Raw genomic sequence first — 16,039 nt, forward strand, 5'->3', positions numbered from 1 at the left:
GTCGCGGACGTGCCCGCCGCCTCCTCCTCCGCCGGCCGCCCCCGGCGCGCCCGGCCGTCGTGGCTCGGCCTCGTCGTCCAGCCGGCCGCCGTCGCCGTGGTGTTCGCCGCGTTCTGCGTCTGGCTCTCGACCGCCGACCTGACGACCGCCGAGCGCACGACCCTCAACCCGTCCGCGCTGGTCACCTACACGGGCGAGCACCTGGCGCTCACCTTCGCGTCGGCCGCCATCGTGCTCGTCCTGGCCGTGCCCCTGGGTGTCCTCCTCACCCGCCGCCCGTTCCGGCGCGCAGCCGGGCCGGTCCTCGTGCTCGCGAACTTCGGGCAGGCGGCCCCCGCCGTCGGCCTGATCGTGCTGCTGGCCCTGTGGCTCGGCTTCTCGTTCTGGACCGCCGTGATCGCCCTCGTGCTCTACGCGGCGCTGCCCGTGCTGCGCAACACCATGGTCGGCCTGCAGAGCGTCGACGCTCGCCTCGTCGAGGCCGGTCGGGGCATGGGGATGTCCGCCGCCTCGGTCCTGTTCCGCGTGGAGCTGCCGCTCGCCGTGCCCGTCATGCTCTCCGGCATCCGCACCGCCCTCGTGCTGCTCGTGGGCTCGGCGGCCCTGGCGACGTTCATCGGCGCCGGCGGTCTGGGGCTGCTCATCACGACCGGCGTCAACCTGTTCCTGCCGAAGGTGCTCGTCTCGGGCGCCCTGCTCGTCGCCCTCCTCGCGCTGCTCATCGACTGGCTCGGCCGCGTGGTCGAGCACGTCGCCCGACCGAAGGGCCTCCGATGACCCCCACCGACGACCGACGTCCCCGCCTGCGGGCGCTGCGCCGCGCCTCCCTGCTGGGAGTGGTTGCCGCCTCGTCCGCGGCCCTCCTGACGGGCTGCGGGCTGCAGCCCGCGACCGCCTTCGTGCCCGCCGTGGCGCCCGGATCGATCGAGGCGATCGACGACCTCCCGGACGACGCCGCGATCACGGTCACGGCCAAGAACTTCACGGAGCAGCTGATCCTCGGCAAGATCGCCGTGCTCGCCGCCCAGGCCGCCGGCTTCGAGGTCACCGACATGACCAACGTGCCGGGCAGCGTCGCCGTCCGCCAGCTCATGCTGGACGGCGGCGCCGACATGACCTACGAGTACACGGGCACCGCCTGGCTCACCTACCTCGGAGAGGCGGCGGGCATCCCCGACAAGCAGGAGCAGTACGAGGCCGTGCGCGACGCCGACGAGGCCAACGGCCTCGTCTGGCTCGAGCCCGCACCGCTCAACAACACCTACGCGATGGCGGTCCGGTCGGAGGCGGTGGCCGAGCTGGGCGACGTCGCCACGCTGTCGCAGATCGCGGCCCTCCCCGTCGACCAGCGGACGTTCTGCGTCGAGGCGGAGTTCAACTCGCGGGCGGACGGCTTCGCCCCCATGCTCGAGCGCTACGGCCTCGAGCTCGGCGCAGCGGACGGGGTGCCGACGAGCAACGTGAGCATCCTCGACACGGGCACCGTCTACGAGGCCACCGACCGCGGCCGGTGCAACTTCGGCGAGGTCTTCACGACCGACGGGCGCATCGACTCCCTCGACCTGACCGTGCTGGAGGACGACCAGGGGTTCTTCCCCGCCTACAACGTCGCCCCGGTGCTGACCGACGACGTGCTGGCGACCTACCCTCAGCTCGCCGCGGTCTACGAGCAGATCTCGCCGGCGCTCACGGACGACGAGCTCCGCACCCTGAACCGCCGCGTCGACGTGGAGGGCGAGGAGCCCGCCGACGTCGCCTTCGACTGGATGGTCGAGAAGGGCTTCGTGACACGCCCGTGAGACATCGCCCGCGGGGTGATTAACACGGGCTAGACGCAGGGTGAACGGCAGGTGGCGACACCTGCCGTTCGCCGTCCCCCGTGTGCGGGACGAGGGGGTGCGTCACCCGGTCTGAACGACAGCTGTCGTCGTTCGGTCGTCGATCGGCATCTGCACCGATGGGCCCTGAAATGAGTCCGAATGTGCCTTTGACCAGGCGATAGCACGTCGTCACGCGAGGTCGCCACGCCGGGGCGCCTCACGGCGGGCGGCGGGGAGAGCGCCTCTCGGTCGCCCGGCGGGCGGTGACCCGGGTGCGACTCGCCCGGGGTGACGCGTCGCGGTGTCCCACGTGCGGGGGGCAGGGGAACCCCCGAACGGGGGGTCCCCTCCCGGGGGGTCCCCCGCCTTAGAGTCGAGTCACCGGCAGCGGCACCCACCGCCCCGGAGAGCCACACCCGAACTGCTCCACCCGAACCGCTCCACCCACCCGAACGGGCCCTGCCGACGATCACCCGTCGTCGGCGGCGCCCAGCGACGTCCGTCGCCTGCTGCCGTACCCGCGGCCGCCCGCAGACGAGCCGTCGACCCCCGTCGTCCGGACGGACCCGAATCCCGACCGGACGGCTGTTCCGTTGCCCGTCGCCGCCCGAATCGGCGACGGTGTCATTCGTCGCCTACCCGAGCACGAGTCCCCCATGCCCAGCAGCCCGTCGTCCCTCCGTACCCTCCTGCCCTCCGGCCGCCCCGCCGGGTCCTCCTCCTCCGCGTCCGTGCGTCCCGTCCTCGACGGATCGGCCGAGCCCGTCGACCTGCTCGCGCCCTCGGCCGACGCCCCTGCCTCCGTCGTCACCACCGAGCCTGCGGCCGGGTCGGCGCATCCCGCGCGGACGTCGGCCCCCCTCGCCGAGCCCGCCGCCGAGACGCTCACCGGCGCCCGGTGGGCGCTGCGCTACCGCCGCCGCCTCCGGGTCCTCGACACGGCGGTCGTCGCCGCCAGCGTGGTCGCCGCCGCGGTCGTCGACGTGCTCGACGACCTGGTGGACCAGGGCGCCGGCTCGACCTCGGCGGTCGTGGCCGGCGTCCTCGAGGCGCTCTGGCTCCCTCTCGTCGTGGCGGTCGTCTGGACCGCCGCCCTGGCCCTCTACCGCAGCCGCGACCTCGCCGTCGTCGGCAGCGGCGTCCTCGAGTACAAGCGCGTGGGCAGCGCCAGCGTCCTCGCCTTCGTCGTCGTCGCCGTCGGGTTCTCGGTCGCCGGGCACGTCGGCGGCCAGGAGTACTTCCTCGTCGCGCTGCCCGCGGGCGGCGCGGGCCTCGTGCTCGGCCGGTGGGGCATGCGCCGGTGGCTGGAGGCCCAGCGCGGCGCCGGCCACTTCCTCTCCCGCGCCGTCGTGGTCGGCAGCCGGGAGGACGTCGCCTACGTCGTCGACCGCATCGACGCGACGAGCGGCGCCGTCTACGACGTCGTCGGGGCAGCTCTGACCGACGGCGACCGTGACGGCTCCGGCGTCGTCGTCGGCGACCGCGTCGTCCCCGTCGTCGCTGGCCTCGACGACGTGCCGCGTGCCGTCTGGCGCCTCAGCGCCGAGAGCGTGATCGTCGCCGGCGACGCGGGCCGGGGCCGCGACTGGCTCCGCGACCTCGGCTGGTCCCTCGAGGGCCGCGCCACCGAGCTCGTCCTCGCGTCCCGGCTGACCAACGTCGCGGGCCCCCGCATCCACTTCCGTCCCGTCGAGGGACTTCCCCTGATGCACGTCGAGCTGCCCGAGTTCGACGGGCCGCGCCACGCGATGAAGCGGGTGTCCGACCTCGTCCTGGCCGGGGGCGCCCTCGTGGTGCTCGCGCCGCTCCTCCTGGTCCTCGCCCTCGTCGTCCGGCTCGACAGCGCCGGGCCGGTGCTGTTCCGACAGCGCCGCGTGGGCCGCGACGGCCGCACCTTCGAGATGCTGAAGTTCCGGTCGATGGTCGTCGACGCCGAGCAGCTGCTCGGCTCGCTCGGCACGGCGGACGAGGGCGCGGGCCCGCTGTTCAAGATGCGCCACGACCCCCGTGTGACCCGCGTCGGACGCCTGCTGCGGAAGTGGTCGCTCGACGAGCTGCCCCAGCTCTGGAACATCGTCCGCGGCGACATGAGCGTCGTCGGCCCCCGGCCGCCCCTCCCCCGCGAGGTCGCCGACTACGAGCGACACGTGCACCGCCGGCTCTACATCAAGCCCGGCCTGACCGGCATGTGGCAGATCAACGGCCGCAGCGACCTCAGCTGGGAGGACAGCGTCCGCCTCGACCTGTACTACGTCGAGAACTGGTCGCTCACCGCCGACCTCGTGATCATGTGGCGCACGGTCCGCGTGCTCCTCCGTCACGACGGGGCCTACTGATGCGCCGCCGCACCCTGCTCCTGTCCGGAGCCGGCGTGGTCGTGCTGGCCGCAGCCGTCGTGGTGGCCGTCGTCGTCACGACCGGGTCGAACGAGGCGACGGCCAGCGGAGGAGGGATCGACGCCCCTGCGTACGTCACGACCGAGACCGGTGCCCCGGCCGTCGAGCGCGACGGTGCCGCGGCGCCCGACGACCGCGTGCAGGCCGACGTGGTCCCGTTCGCCGACTCCGTCGACTACCCGGACGGCCTGACCGTCACCACGGAGGCGGTCGACCAGGGCACGGTGACCGCGACCGGCGCCGGCGTGGTCACGGGGGCCCCCTACGTGGTCTTCGCCGTCACGGTGCACAACGGCACCGACGCGGACGTCGACCTCACGTCGGTCGTCCCGAGCCTGCGCGCGGGCAGCGACGCGGTCCCCTCCGCACCGCTCTACGACGACGTCGACGTGGCCGACCTCGACAGCGTCGTCGCCGCGGGCGCCGACGTCACCGCCCGGTACGCCTTCGTCGTTCCGGCAGACCGCCGCGACCAGGCCACGCTCTACCTCGACCTGGACGGCGTCCACGCGCCGGCCACCTTCACGGGGAGCCTCCCCCGATGACCGTCTCGACGCACGACGGGGTGCGCCGGGAGGGCGCGGCCCCGGCGGCACGGCCTCGGCCGCGCCGCCGGTCGGACGTGCTCGGCGCGCTGGGCGGCCAGGGCACGCAGGCGCTGCTCGGCCTCGCGGGGCAGATCGTCGCGGTGCGCCTGCTCGCGCCGTCGGACTGGGGCGTGTACGCCGTGCTGTACGGCGTCGTCGTCGTCTTCGCCGCCCTCGCCAGCGGCTTCGTCGGCGACTCGCTGACCGTGCTCGACCGTGGCTCCGCGGACGTCCGCCGCGGGCTCCTGGCCTGGGCTGCCGTCTGGTGCCTCGCCGCCCCGGCGGTCGCGGGCGTCGCGATCGGCGCCTCCGGCGTGCTCGAGCCGGCCCAGGCCGCCCTCTTCGCCCTCGCCGCAGGTGCCTTCGCCGCCGAGGAGGTCGCGCGGCGCCTCCTGATGGCGCAGCTGCGCTTCTGGCGGCTCGTCGTCGTCGACCTCACCGGCCTCGGCGCGCTGCTCGGCACGGCCGGCCTGCTCGCGGTCGGCGGCACCACGGGACTGCTGCTGCCGCTCGCCGCGCTCGGCGCAGGGCAGTCCGTCGCCCTCGTGACCGCGCTCGCGCTCGCTGGCCCCCGCCGGGCGGCGACGGCCTCGCCGAGCTGGGCGACCGGCCACAGCGGGGTGCGGATCGTCGCCGCCTACGGGTCGCTCCGCGCAGCCCAGGCCGTCGTGCGACCGTCCCTGCTGACCGTGACGCGCCTCCTCGTCGTCCTGTTCGTCGGGACGGTCGCGACGGGCGACCTCGAAGCGGCCCGCGTGTTCGTGGCGCCCGTCCTGCTGCTCGTCGGCGGCCTGTCGACCTACCTGTTCGCGACCTTCGCCGTGGCCCACGCCGTGCCGACCCGGACGCTCGTGCGTCGGGCCGACCGGGCGGTGCTGCGGCTCCTCGTCGGCGCCCTCGCCGTCGGTGCCGTCGCGGTGCTGCTGGCGCCCGTCGCAGGCGAGCTGGTCGCGGGCCGGCCGCTCGACACCCTCGCGGTCGCCGGGTGGGCCGCGTACGCGGTGAGCGTCGCGGCCGTCACCCCGTACGGGTCGCTCGCGGCCGTCCGGGGCGGTCAGGCCCGCGTGCTCGCCGTGCGCGTCGCCGACTCGTTCTTCTCCCTCGCAGCCGCCGTCGCCGTCCTCGGCGTCGGCGCTCCCCCGGCCGCGGTGCCGTTCGCGCTGTGCGCCGGCAGCGTGCTCGGCGGGCTGCTCGTGCGGCGCGTGGTGACCAGCCTCGGCGACGCGGCCGCCGTGCCGGGCCGCCCCCGTCCCGACGACCTCGAACCTCCTCCCCCTACGTCCGACCCCATCGACCGCCCCCTCGCCCTCACGACCCGACCCGCACCCGACCGCGGACGAGCAGACTGCTCGCCCGAGACCCTGACCGGAGAGACACGACCATGACCCCCACCCCTCGTCGAACGGCCCGCTCGGCCGTCGGCGTCCTCGCCCTGACGGCCCTCGTGGCCGGGGGCCTCGCCTGGGCGCCCACGGCCGCCTCGGCGGCGACGGCTGCCGCGCCCGGCATGACCGTCACCGGTGCCTACACCAGCAGCTCCCCGGCAGGCAGCGCCGCCGCCGCGAGCACGGCCACCGTCAGCTCCGACGTCCTCCCGACGCCGCAGATCAACGGCGTCGTCTGGAGCACGGCGGTCGTCGGCACCACGGCCTACGCGGTCGGCGCCTTCACGGCCGCCCGGCCCTCGGGCAGCGCCGAGGGGCAGAACTCGGTCACCCGCAACAACGCCATGGCGTTCGACGTCCGCACGGGCGCGATCCTGCCCTGGAACCCGAACCTCAGCGCGCAGGGCCGTTCCGTCGAGGTCTCGCCCGACGGTGCGACCCTCTACGTCGGCGGCGACTTCTCGACCGTGGGCGGCGTCGCCAAGAGCAAGATCGCGGCCTTCACCGTCTCGACGGGTGCCCTGAAGACGTCGTTCTCGGCCTCCATCTCCGGCTCCGTGTGGGGCATCGCCCCGACCGCCACGACCGTCTACGTCGTCGGCTCGTTCGGCACAGCGAGCTCGAAGGCCCGCGCCAACGCGGCCGCCTTCACGACCGCGACCGGCACGCTCACGGCGTGGAACCCCGGAACGGACAACATCACCCAGGCCGTCGTGGCGGCCCCCGACGACAGCCGCGTCGTCATCGGCGGTCGGTTCCAGACCATCGGCGGCCAGCCGATCGTCGGCATCGGCGCGGTGGACGGCTCGGTCGGCGCGATCCAGCCCTTCGAGGCCAAGCCCGTCTCGGCGCAGCAGGGATCCAACCGCTCCTGGGTGACCGACATGACGGTCGTGGACGGCGTCATCTACGCGACGGGCAACGGCGAGGGCGGCCACTGGTTCGACGGGCGCTTCGCGGCTCGCTTCGACACCGGCGCCCTCGTCTGGCTCGACAACTGCTACGGCGCGAGCTACGGCACGGCCGTCATCGGGCAGGTCGCCTACGCGGTCTCGCACTCGCACGACTGCACCTCGGTCGGCGCCTTCGCCGAGCAGTCGCCGTCCGTCTGGAAGCGCGCGACCGCCAACACGACCGTCGCGACCGGCACCGACCAGGGAGGTCCGAGCGTCGGCAGCATCTACTCCGGCCAGGCCACCCCGACCCAGCTGCCGTGGTACCCGCTCGTCAACTCCGGCTCGTACACGAAGCAGTACCAGGGCGGCTGGTCGCTCGGCGCCTCGTCGAGCACCGCCAAGTACCTCGTCATGGGCGGAGAGTTCACGCAGGTGAACGGCAAGGCACAGCAGGGCCTCGCCACGTTCGCCACGCGCGACACCGCGCCGAACAAGGTCGCTCCCCAGTACGCGCCGATGAAGCCCACGGGCCTCTCGCTCGCGTCGGGCAGCGTCCGCGTGTCGTTCCCCACGACCTGGGACTACGACGACGGCAGCCTGACCTACAGCCTGTTCCGTGACTCGGGCACGACCCCCGTCGCGACCCAGGTGGCGGACTCGCGCTTCTGGCGCCTCCCGACCCTCGGCTTCGTCGACGCCGGCCTCGCCCCCGGCAGCAGCCACACGTACCGCGTGTCGGTGACGGACGCCGCGGGCAACACCTTCACCGGCTCGCGTTCCGACGCCGTCACGGTGTCCTCGTCGGCGGGCGACCCGTACGAGAAGGCGGTGGCTGCCGACGGCGCCACCAGCCTGTGGACGTTCGGCGAGCCCTCCGGCACGGCCGTCTACGACCACGTCGGGTTCACCGACGCCACCGCGACCGACGCCGTCCAGCGCGGCACGACCGGCCCGGTCAGCACGACGGCCGCCTCGTTCCAGGGGCAGCAGGGATCGACGGCCTCGGCGAACTCGCCGGTCGACGGACCCCAGACCTTCACGGTCGAGTCGTGGTTCCGCACCACGAGCACGTCCGGCGGCAAGATCGTCGGCTTCGGCGACCGCCAGACGGGCAACTCGTCGAGCTACGACCGGCACGTCTACATGGACGGCGAGGGACGCGTCACGTTCGGGGTCTACCCCGGAGGCACGGCGACGGTCTCGAGCTCGCCCGGTCTCAACGACGGGACGTGGCACCTCGCCACGGCGAGCCTCGGCTCGTCGGGCATGAGCCTGTCGATCGACGGCGTCAAGGTCGCCTCGCGAGGCGACGTGACCAGCGCCCAGGCCTACAAGGGCTTCTGGCGCGTGGGCGGCGACTCGAACGGCGGCTGGCCGAACGCCGGCAGCGACTGGTTCACGGGCGACGTCGCGGACGTGGCGGTCTACCCGACCGTCCTCAGCGCCGCGCAGGTGGACGGCCACTGGGTCGCGTCCGGTCGCACCTCGTCCGTCCCTGCCGCGCCGACCGACGCCTACGGCAAGGCCGTGACCACCGACGAGCCGTCGCTGTACTGGCGCCTCGACGACACCGGCTCGGGCAGCACCGCCCGTTCGACGACGGCCTCGCCCGCGCCCGGCCTGATCACGGGCGGCGTGACCAAGGGCGTCGCCGGCGCCCTCGGCAGCACCGGCTCGGCCTTCGGCTTCGACGGACAGCAGGGCCAGGTCGTCCAGGTGCAGGACGCGCAGGCGCCCAGCACCTACAGCACCGAGCTCTGGTTCTCGACGACGTCCACGTCCGGCGGCAAGTTGATCGGCTACGGCGACTCCGCGCAGGGGCTCTCGGGCAACTACGACCGCCACGTCTACCTGCAGGACGACGGACGCCTCGTGTTCGGCACCTGGACCGGCCAGGCGAACACGATCACGACCGACCGCGCCTACAACGACGGTGCCTGGCACCAGGTCGTGGCCACGCAGTCGAGCGCCGGCATGGTCCTCTACGTCGACGGCGTCGCCGTGGGCACGAACCCGCAGACCGGCGCGCAGGGCTACAACGGTCGCTGGCACGTCGGCGGCGACGTCACGTGGGGCTCCTCGAGCTCCTACGTGGCCGGGTCGATCGACGAGGTGTCGGTCTACCCGACGGCCCTGACCGCAGCCCAGGTGGCGGCTCACCACGACGCCGGCACCGGGGTCGTCACCCCGCCGCCGGCCCCGGCGAACGTCGCCCCCACGGCGTCGGCCACGAGCACCTCGGTCGACCTGGCCGCCTCGCTCGACGGCAGCGCCTCGTCCGACACCGACGGGACCGTCGCCTCCTGGGCGTGGGACTTCGGGGACGGCCAGGTCGGCACCGGCGCGACCGTGCAGCACGCCTACGCGGCTGCGGGCACGTACCAGGTCGTGCTCACGGTGACCGACGACGACGGGGCGACGGCCAGCACCACGGTGCCGGTGACCGTCACCGCCCCCGTGGTCGTCACTCCCCCGGTCGTGACCCCGCCCGCCACCACCGCCTACGCCGCCGACGCCTTCGAGCGCCAGACGACGGGCGGCTGGGGCTCGGCGGACACCGGAGGCGCGTGGTCGACCCCCAACGCGGTCTCGTCGTTCTCGACCGCGCAGGGCGCCGGGCTGATCAAGATGGCGGCCGCCGGGTCGGGGCCGCAGATCTACCTGAACGGTGTGCAGGCCACCGACGCGGCCACCCGCGTCACTGTGGCCCTCGACAGGGTGCCGACCGGGGCGGGCGTCTACGCGTCCGTCATCGGCCGGGGCGTGACGGGCCAGGGCGACTACCGCGCCAAGGTCACGTTCCGCGCCAACGGCGCCGTCGCCGTCGCGCTGTTCCGCCAGGCGGCGGACGGCACGCAGACGGTCCTCGGCACCGAGAGCGTCGTGCCCGGCCTCACCTACGTCGCCGGACAGAAGATCGCCGTCGCCCTCGAGGTCACCGGCACGTCGCCGACGACCGTCCGGGCGAAGGTCTGGGCCGCCGGCGGCACCGAGCCGACGGCGTGGGCCAAGACCGCGACCGACTCCACGGCGGGCCTCCAGGCCGCGGGACGGGTGGGCTTCCACTCCTACCTGTCGGCCTCCGCCACCAACGCACCCGTCGTCTCCTCGTGGGACGACCTGACCATCACGAAGGCAGGCAACTGACCCATGACCCTCGACACCACCAGAACGACCGGCCGGGGCGCGGGGGCGCCCGGGGCAGCGCCCGCCGACGCGGACGCTGCACCCGGGGCCCGGCGGGCCGAGCAGTGGCTGCTCGACGCGGCCGACCTCCCGGAGGCGCCCCCGCGCCTCCCGGGCGGTCGTCGCAGCAGGGTCCTCGTCGTGCACTCGTCCGACGAGCTGTACGGCTCGGACCGCATCGTGCTCGAGGTCGTCGGCGAGCTCGCCGCCCGCGACGACCTCGACGTGACCGTGTGGCTCCCGTCCGACGTGGCCGTGGGCCCGTTGGGGCCGCAGCTCCGTGAGCTCGGCGCCCGCGTCGAGCGCACGGCGCTGCCGATCCTCCGACGGTCGCACCTCGGCCCGGTCGGCATCGCCCGCCTCGCGCGGGACGCCGCCCGGACCGCGGCGCGGCTCGCCGGTCGGCACTTCGACCTCGTCTACTGCGCGACGAGCGCCTGCCTCGTCGTCGCCCCCCTCGCGCGCCTGGCCGGCGTGCAGCACGTCGTCGGCCACCTGCAGGAGCCGTGGGGCGACACGGACCGCAAGGGCCTCCGGCCCCTGGCCCGTGCCTGCACAGCCCTCGTGGCCGTGTCCCGCTCGGTCCTCGGCAGCTCCGGCCTGGAGGGCGACGACCGGGCCGTCGTCGTGCACAACGGCGTCCCGCGGCGGTCGCCCGACCTGGTCGCGGCACCGGAGCACCGCCTCCCCCACTACCTGATGGCCAGCCGCTGGAACTCCCACAAGGGCCACAGCACCCTGCTGACCGCCTGGAACGCGGCGGGCTGCCCCGGTCAGCTCGTCGTCCTCGGCGGCCCGCCCGCCGTCGGGGCCGGCGTCGACGTCCCGGCCCTGGTGCAGGCCATCGTGTCCCGGCCCGAGACCGTGACGGTCGTCGGCCAGGTCGAGGACGCCACCCCCTACGTCCGCGACGCGGACGCGATCGTGCTGCCCACCGACACCCTCGAGGGCTTCGGCCTCGTCGCCCTCGAGGCGTTCAGCGAGGGCCGTCCGGTCGTCGCCAGCCGCAGCGGGGGCCCGGAGGAGGTCGTCGTCGACGGCGAGACGGGCTGGCTCTTCGACCGTCGCGACGTCGACGCCCTCGCCGACCTGTTCGCCGGACTCGACGTCGACACCCTCGCCGCCGCGGGCCGTCGTGCCCAGGCGGCCTACCAGGAGCGCTACACGCCCGAGAAGATGCGCCGACGCATCGGTGCGGTCGTCTCTCGTGAGCTGCACCGCGAGCACGGCCAGGACCTGGCGGTGGCCTCGTGACGCGGCTCGAGGGGACGCCGCTGCGTCCCGAGGCGACCACCGCCTCCTCGGCCCCGTCGCGCACGCCCGTGCCGCACGAGTTCCGTGCAGCACTGGCCGCGCTGGCGTCGGCGCAGAAGTCGTCGAGCGGCGCACCTGCCTACTCGCGGTTCGTGAACCGCCGCCTCGGCCGGTGGGCCGCCGCCGCCGCGCACGTGCTGCGGGCGACGCCGAACCAGGTGACGGCGGTCAGCGCCCTCGCCACCTTCGCCGGCATCGCCGTCCTGGCCACGGTGCCGGCCGGCTGGCTGCCCGCCGTGCTCGTGCCCCTGCTGCTCGTCGTCGGCTACGCCCTCGACTCGGCCGACGGGCAGCTCGCCCGTCTCCGCGGCGGCGGCAGCCCGGCCGGCGAGTGGCTCGACCACGTGATCGACGCGACGAAGATCGCGGTGCTGCACCTCGCGGTCTTCGCGTCGTGGGTCCGCGAACCCGAGGGGCGGGAGGCGGTCGTGGCGCTCCCGCTCGCCTACCAGGTCGTCGCGACGGTCGCCTTCTTCGCGATCGTCCTCACCGAGCAGCTGCGCCGGGCCGAGTCCGTCGCCGCGGGCTCGCCCGTGCTCGTCCGCCGCCAGACCGGTGCCCTGTACTCGCTGGCGGTCGTCCCGACCGACTACGGCCTCATGTGCCTCGTCTTCGTCCTGCTCGCCTGGCCCGGCGCGTTCACCGTGGCCTACCTCCTGCTCTTCGCGGCCAACGCCGCCTACCTGCTGCTCGCCCTCCCCAAGTGGTTCCGCGAGCTCCGCACCGACCCGATGAGGACCTCATGACCAGCACCGCCCGCGCCGTCGTCGTCGACGACCGCCTCGACCTCGGGGACTACCTCCGCTACGTCGCCCAGCACCTCGTCGTGGTCGTGGTGGCCGTCGTCCTCGGCCTCGCCGCCGGGGTCGGCCTCTCGCAGCTGGCCCCCGCCTCCTACACGGCCCAGGCCACGGTCTTCGTCCGGGCCGACGCACCCGGCTCGAACCTCGACGAGCGCTCGGCCTTCGCCCTGCGCCAGGTCTCGTCGTACGCGCAGCTCGGCACGAGCGCCCAGGTGCTCGGGCCGGTCGCCCAGGCCCAGGGCGTCTCGCTCGCCGGCCTGGGCGACCGCGTGACCGTGACGAACCCCGTCGACACGGTGGTGCTCCTCGTCTCGGCCACCGACGTCACGGCCACCGGCGCGGCCCAGCTCGCGGACACCGTCGCGGGGCGCCTGTCGGACACGGTCGACCAGATCGAGTCCACCGACGGCGCCGACGGGCAGACGATCTCCCTGGACCTGACCGCGCCGGCGCCGGTGCCGACGACGTCGACGGGCCCGAGCACGGTCGTCCTCGGGCTGCTGGGCCTGCTGGTCGGCCTCGGGGTCGGTGTCGCGCTCGCGATCGTCCTCGCCCGGACACGCCCCCGCGTCAGCACGGTCGACGACGTCCGTCGCGCGACCGGCCTGCCGGTGGTCGGCCAGCTGCCGGCCGTCGTGCGCAGCTCGGACGACCCCGACGGGCGCGGCGCCTCGGCGGCCACCCGCACGGCGCTCCGCGAGACCGTGCAGAACCTCCGTGCCCTGCGCGGCGGCGAGCTGCCCCGCGTGCTGCTGCTCGCCCGCACCGACACGGTGTCGGAGGCAGCCGGAGTCGACGGCGGCCTCGCACGGGCCGTGGTGGAGCTCGGCTCGACCTGCGCCCTGCTGCAGTCGGACTTCGACACCCGCACCGTGTCGCGGCCCTCGACGGTCCCCGACGACGCTCTCCCTGAGCTGACGGAGGCGGACCTCGCCGGCTACGACCGCGTGCCGGTCCCCGACGTCGTCGGCGCCTCCACCCGGTCCTTCGTGCGGTCGGGGGTCGAGCGGTTCTTCGCGGACCTGCGCGGCACCTACGACGTGACCGTCGTGCAGTCGGCCTCGGACTCGCACCCCTTCGCCCTGCGGACCGTGACGGCCGAGTCGGACGAGGTGGTGCTCGTCGTCCGTGCCGGGGCGACCCGCCTGGAGTCGCTCCGCAGCCTGACCGCGGAGCTGATGAGCCTCGACGTCGAGCCGATCGGCGTCGTGCTGGCGGGCGTGCCCCGCTGGCGCCGCGTGCTGCTGCGCGCCACCTGGCGCGACGAGGACTTCCGCCGGGTCGACCGCCCGGGCTCGGGTCACGCGCCGGCCGCCCACGTGCGGTCGTCGGCGCCCGTGTCGTCCGCTCCGGTCGTGCCGTCCGGGACGGCCTCGCCGTCCGAGGCGTCCGAGGCGTCCGAGGCGACCGCCTGGTCCCCCTCGCGGGCGGAGGGCTCGACGAGCATCGCCGACCTCGTCCGCGACCCGTTCACGACGCCTGACCCTGCCGCCGAGGCGCCGGTCGCCGAGACGGTCGTGGCTCCCGCCGCACCCGCGGACGAGTCCACTGTGCCTGCCGAGGCCGAGGCCGAGGCCGAAGCAGAGGCCGCGACCGACGAGACGACGACGCCCGCCGCGGCGCCGACCTCGAAGTCCGGGCGCAAGCCACGTGGCAAGGGCCGGATCGTCCCTCGCCGTCCTGCGCGACCGGCCCGTGGACCGGACGACGCCGTGGACCGCGACGGCGACTCCGCCGCCGGCGGCTCCGACGCGCGTCCGTCCGACGGCGAGTGACCGTGTCCTCCCCCGTGCGGACCGCCTCCGGCCCCGTCGTCGTGCCCGCGGCCTCGCCGCGCACGACGCCGTGGCGAGGCGCGACCGCGCTGCACGACGACCTGCCGGCCGCGCGCCACCTGGTCCGTCCGGCGGTCGTCATGACGGTGCTCGTGGCGTCCGTGGTCCCCTGGCGCACGGGTGTCATCTACGAGGGCGGCCTCGACCCGGTCGTCGCCGCCAAGGCGTTCCTCGCCGCGGTGGCGCTGGTGCTCGCCCTCACGGGCGCGCCCTCCGGTCGCGACGGCCGACACCTCGCGAACCGCGTGGGCCCCGTCGCCGTGGCGTTCCTGCTCGCCTACCTCGGGATCGCCTTCGTCGGGGGCGTCTCGGCCGGGCTGACGACGTCGACGACCGTGCTCGTGGTCCGCGTGCTGATGGTCGCGGCGACGATCGTCGCCGTCGTCCACCGCAGCGAGCCGCGCGTCGTCGTGCGGTCGCTGCTGCTGGCCCTCGGCATCGTCGGGGCCGTCTCGGCGCTCTCGGGCCTGCAGATCTACCTGGCCGGGGGGCGCCTCGCCGGGACCCTGCCGGCCCTGAGCCCGAACGAGATCGCGCTGCTGCTCGGCCTGCCGCTGATCGGCGTGGTCCACCGCCTCCTGGTCCAGGAGGCGACCGTCGGGTCGCTCGCACTGCTGGTCGTCCTGACCGGCCTCTTCGTCACGACGGGCTCGCGGGCCGCGTTCCTCGCGGTCCTCGTGGCCGTGGCCGTGGCCGTCGTCGCGGCTCGCCGTGTCCGCCCCACGGTCGCGGTCGTCGTCGCGGTCGCCGTGCCCCTCGCCGTCGCGCTGCTCGCGAGCACCGACGTCCTCGCCCGGGTGATCGAGCGCGGGGGCGACTCCGCGAGCATCGCGACCCTCAACTCGCGCACCATCGCCTGGAACACGGTGCTGCAGACCGACCCGGGCACCTGGGCCCGCTGGATCGGCTCCGGCCTCACCGTCAAGCAGGTCCCGGTCGCCGGTCAGTACTGGGCCGAGCAGGTCCTCGACAGCAGCTGGATCTCGGCGCTCGCGCAGGCCGGCGTCGTCGGTGCGGGGCTGCTCGCGATCTGGGTCGTCGTCGGCCTCGCCACGGCCGGCCGCGCCAGCCTCGGCGTCGTCGGGTTCGGCGCCGTGTTGCCCGCCTTCGTCTTCATCGTCATCAGGAGCGTCGTCGAGAGCGGGCTGGTCGACTCCAGCAGCGCCTTCGTGGCCTTCTTCACCCTGGTCGTGCTCGCCGAGTCGGCCCCTCGTCCCTGGAGCGTGACCCCGTGACCTCGTCCACCGACCTGCTCGATCCCCTGACCACCCGCCCCGGAGGCGCCGGTCGGGTCGGCTACGCCGCCGGCGCCTTCGACCTGTTCCACATCGGGCACCTCAACCTGCTGCGGCACGCGCGCCAGCACTGCGACCACCTGATCGCCGGGGTCGTGTCCGACGAGATGCTCGCCCTGACGAAGGGCATCACGCCCGTCGTGCCCCTGGCGGAGCGGCTCGAGATCGTCGACCACATCGACGTGGTCGACACGGCCTACGCCGAGACGGTGCCCGACAAGCTCGACGTCTGGCGCGAGCTGCGGTTCGACGTCTTCTTCAAGGGCGACGACTGGCGCGGCACCGAGAAGGGCCTCCGGCTCGAGCGCGAGTTCGCCGAGGTCGGGGTCGAGGTCGTGTACTTCCCGTACACGATGAGCACGTCCAGCACCGTGCTGCGCCGTGCGCTGCGGGCCCTGTCCGGCGGAGCGCCGGCACCGGAGGCGGCGACCGCCGAGCGGGCCCGCTGACGCGTCGCCCGCCCCAGGGCGCCCAGGTGCGGCAGCGGTGGTCCCTCCCCAGGCCGGTCCGGCGGACGCGACA

Annotated in this window: 11 protein-coding genes; all 11 read left to right on the forward strand. The window is 74.6% G+C overall.

Features of this window, described 5'->3' with window-relative positions:
* The first annotated feature begins 9 nt into the window (after nucleotides 1-9).
* The 11 genes from EDF18_RS01375 (at nucleotide 10) to EDF18_RS01425 (ending at nucleotide 15,966) form a co-directional block, all read left to right on the forward strand.
* Entirely contained in the window at nucleotides 10-777 is a 768-nt protein-coding gene (locus tag EDF18_RS01375; protein ID WP_369878208.1) for an ABC transporter permease, read from the forward strand.
* On the forward strand, nucleotides 774-1,799 hold the full coding sequence (locus EDF18_RS01380) for a glycine betaine ABC transporter substrate-binding protein (RefSeq protein ID WP_123545738.1): 1,026 nt from the start codon (nucleotides 774-776) through the stop codon (nucleotides 1,797-1,799). Before EDF18_RS01375 ends, EDF18_RS01380 begins: the two co-directional genes overlap by 4 nt.
* Nucleotides 1,800-2,476: 677 nt before the next feature.
* The gene (locus tag EDF18_RS01385) at nucleotides 2,477-4,156 is read left to right on the forward strand and encodes a sugar transferase (RefSeq protein ID WP_199732297.1); all 1,680 of its coding nucleotides are present in this window, start codon (nucleotides 2,477-2,479) and stop codon (nucleotides 4,154-4,156) included.
* Nucleotides 4,156-4,761: a hypothetical protein gene (locus EDF18_RS01390; protein WP_123545740.1), complete on the forward strand. Its 606-nt coding sequence runs from the start codon at nucleotides 4,156-4,158 to the stop codon at nucleotides 4,759-4,761. The genes EDF18_RS01385 and EDF18_RS01390 overlap by 1 nt, the downstream gene beginning before the upstream one ends.
* Nucleotides 4,758-6,188 carry a hypothetical protein gene (locus tag EDF18_RS01395; RefSeq protein WP_123545742.1) on the forward strand — a complete coding sequence of 477 codons (1,431 nt, stop codon included), beginning with the start codon at nucleotides 4,758-4,760 and terminating at the stop codon, nucleotides 6,186-6,188. Before EDF18_RS01390 ends, EDF18_RS01395 begins: the two co-directional genes overlap by 4 nt.
* Nucleotides 6,185-10,231 (forward strand): LamG-like jellyroll fold domain-containing protein, encoded by a 4,047-nt coding sequence (locus EDF18_RS01400; RefSeq protein WP_123545744.1) that lies wholly within the window; start codon nucleotides 6,185-6,187, stop codon nucleotides 10,229-10,231. The genes EDF18_RS01395 and EDF18_RS01400 overlap by 4 nt, the downstream gene beginning before the upstream one ends.
* A 3-nt stretch (nucleotides 10,232-10,234) precedes the next feature.
* A complete protein-coding gene (locus tag EDF18_RS01405) occupies nucleotides 10,235-11,524 on the forward strand; it encodes a glycosyltransferase family 4 protein (protein ID WP_123545746.1) in 1,290 nt (429 codons plus the stop codon).
* On the forward strand, nucleotides 11,521-12,330 hold the full coding sequence (locus EDF18_RS01410) for a CDP-alcohol phosphatidyltransferase family protein (RefSeq protein WP_233568935.1): 810 nt from the start codon (nucleotides 11,521-11,523) through the stop codon (nucleotides 12,328-12,330). The genes EDF18_RS01405 and EDF18_RS01410 overlap by 4 nt, the downstream gene beginning before the upstream one ends.
* Complete coding sequence (locus tag EDF18_RS01415) at nucleotides 12,327-14,162, forward strand: Wzz/FepE/Etk N-terminal domain-containing protein (RefSeq protein ID WP_123545748.1); 1,836 nt, start codon at nucleotides 12,327-12,329, stop codon at nucleotides 14,160-14,162. The genes EDF18_RS01410 and EDF18_RS01415 overlap by 4 nt, the downstream gene beginning before the upstream one ends.
* The gene (locus EDF18_RS01420; RefSeq protein WP_123545750.1) at nucleotides 14,159-15,457 is read left to right on the forward strand and encodes a hypothetical protein; all 1,299 of its coding nucleotides are present in this window, start codon (nucleotides 14,159-14,161) and stop codon (nucleotides 15,455-15,457) included. The genes EDF18_RS01415 and EDF18_RS01420 overlap by 4 nt, the downstream gene beginning before the upstream one ends.
* Complete coding sequence (locus tag EDF18_RS01425) at nucleotides 15,454-15,966, forward strand: adenylyltransferase/cytidyltransferase family protein (protein ID WP_233568936.1); 513 nt, start codon at nucleotides 15,454-15,456, stop codon at nucleotides 15,964-15,966. Before EDF18_RS01420 ends, EDF18_RS01425 begins: the two co-directional genes overlap by 4 nt.
* Nucleotides 15,967-16,039 lie beyond the last annotated feature (73 nt).

Origin of the sequence: Frigoribacterium sp. PhB107 (assembly GCF_003751515.1) — a bacterium.
Taxonomy (GTDB): Bacteria; Actinomycetota; Actinomycetes; order Actinomycetales; family Microbacteriaceae; genus Frigoribacterium.